Consider the following 1,311-nt stretch of genomic DNA (forward strand, 5'->3'; position numbering starts at 1 on the left):
CCCTCCACGCCCGGGCGCCCCGACCGGACGCCCCGGTGCGCGGCCCGCGCGATCGGGCCTGTGGACAACCTCCGAACGGGCCCTCCGCGGCCTAGCGTTGAGGTTATGACCAACGCCGCACCCCCGCCCTACCGACACCGGCGCGCGCTCACCCGGCTCCTGGACCGGCACCGGCGCGTCGTCGCCGCCCTCCTGGCCGCCGCCGCGCTCCTCAGCGCCGTCCTGGCCGTACGCCCCGCACCCGTACCCGTCACCCGCGTCCTGGTCGCCTCCCGCGACCTCGGCGCCGCGGACCCCCTCACCGAGGGCGACCTCACCGCCCGGGACCTGCCCGCCGGGTCCGTGCCGGGCGGCGCGCTCGCGGCCGACACCGCGGCCGCCGGGCTCCGTCTCAACGCCCCGGTACGCCGGGGAGAGGTGATCACCGACGCCCGGCTCGCCGACCCTCCCGCGCGGGCCTACGGCCCCGGCCTGGTCGCCGTTCCGGTGCGGGTGGCCGACCCCGGCGCGGTGGGCCTGCTCTCCCCCGGCAGCCGGGTGGACGTCCTCGCCGCCGGAGGCAGCGACGACCTCGCGCCCGCCCGGGCGGGCCCCGCCGTGGAGGTGGTCAGCGACCGCCCCGTCCTGGCCCTGCCGGAGGAGGAGTCCTCGGGCGGCGGGGAGGGCGGCGCGCTGATCGTCGTCGCGGCCACGCCCGTCGAGGCCAGGAGTCTGGCGGGCCACGCGGCCGCCTCCCGGCTGTCCATCACCATCCGCGGTTGACCGGCGACGTCCGGTGGGCAAAGCTGTCCGGGCGCCGCGGGCTCCCACCCGGGGATCCCGCTCCGGCGCCCGTACGGACACCACGAGTATGTAGGGCTTGTATCCATGCAAGGCTTCAAGAAGTTCCTGCTCCAGGGCAACCTGGTGCAGCTGGCGGTCGCGGTCGTGATCGGCGCGGTCTTCGCCAACCTCATCACCGCGTTCACCGAGGGGTTCATCACCCCGCTGATCGGCATCTTCGGCGGGGTCCCCACCTTCGGCGACCTCTACTTCGAGATCAACGGGAGCCGGTTCCTGTACGGGGCGTTCGTCGACGCGCTGATCTCGTTCCTGATCACCGCAGCGATCCTGTACTTCTTCGTGGTCCTGCCCGTGGCCAAGGTGGTGGAGCGCTTCGTCAAGGCCGAGGAGGCCACCACGCGCGAGTGCCCGCACTGCCTCAGCGAGATCAGCAAGAAGGCGTCCCGCTGCGCCCACTGCACCAGCGAGGTGGTGCCCGAGACGGCCGCCTGAGGCGGTCGGACGCGTCGGGGCGGCCCCGTGCGGGGC

The 1,311-nt window shown here is 75.0% G+C and carries 2 protein-coding genes; both read left to right on the top strand.

Translation table 11 applies throughout. The annotated features are described in order from the left end of the window. Positions 1–105: 105 nt before the first annotated feature. Positions 106–762 (top strand): SAF domain-containing protein, encoded by a 657-nt coding sequence (locus DQW06_RS18345; protein WP_013155093.1) that lies wholly within the window; start codon positions 106–108, stop codon positions 760–762. A 105-nt stretch (positions 763–867) separates the two neighbouring features. After that, positions 868–1,275, top strand: coding sequence for an MscL family protein (locus DQW06_RS18350; RefSeq protein WP_013155094.1), 408 nt, complete (start codon positions 868–870; stop codon positions 1,273–1,275). The last annotated feature ends 36 nt before the right edge of the window (positions 1,276–1,311 follow it).

This window comes from Nocardiopsis sp. TNDT3 (assembly GCF_003427465.1).
GTDB lineage: Bacteria > Actinomycetota > Actinomycetes > Streptosporangiales > Streptosporangiaceae > Nocardiopsis > Nocardiopsis dassonvillei.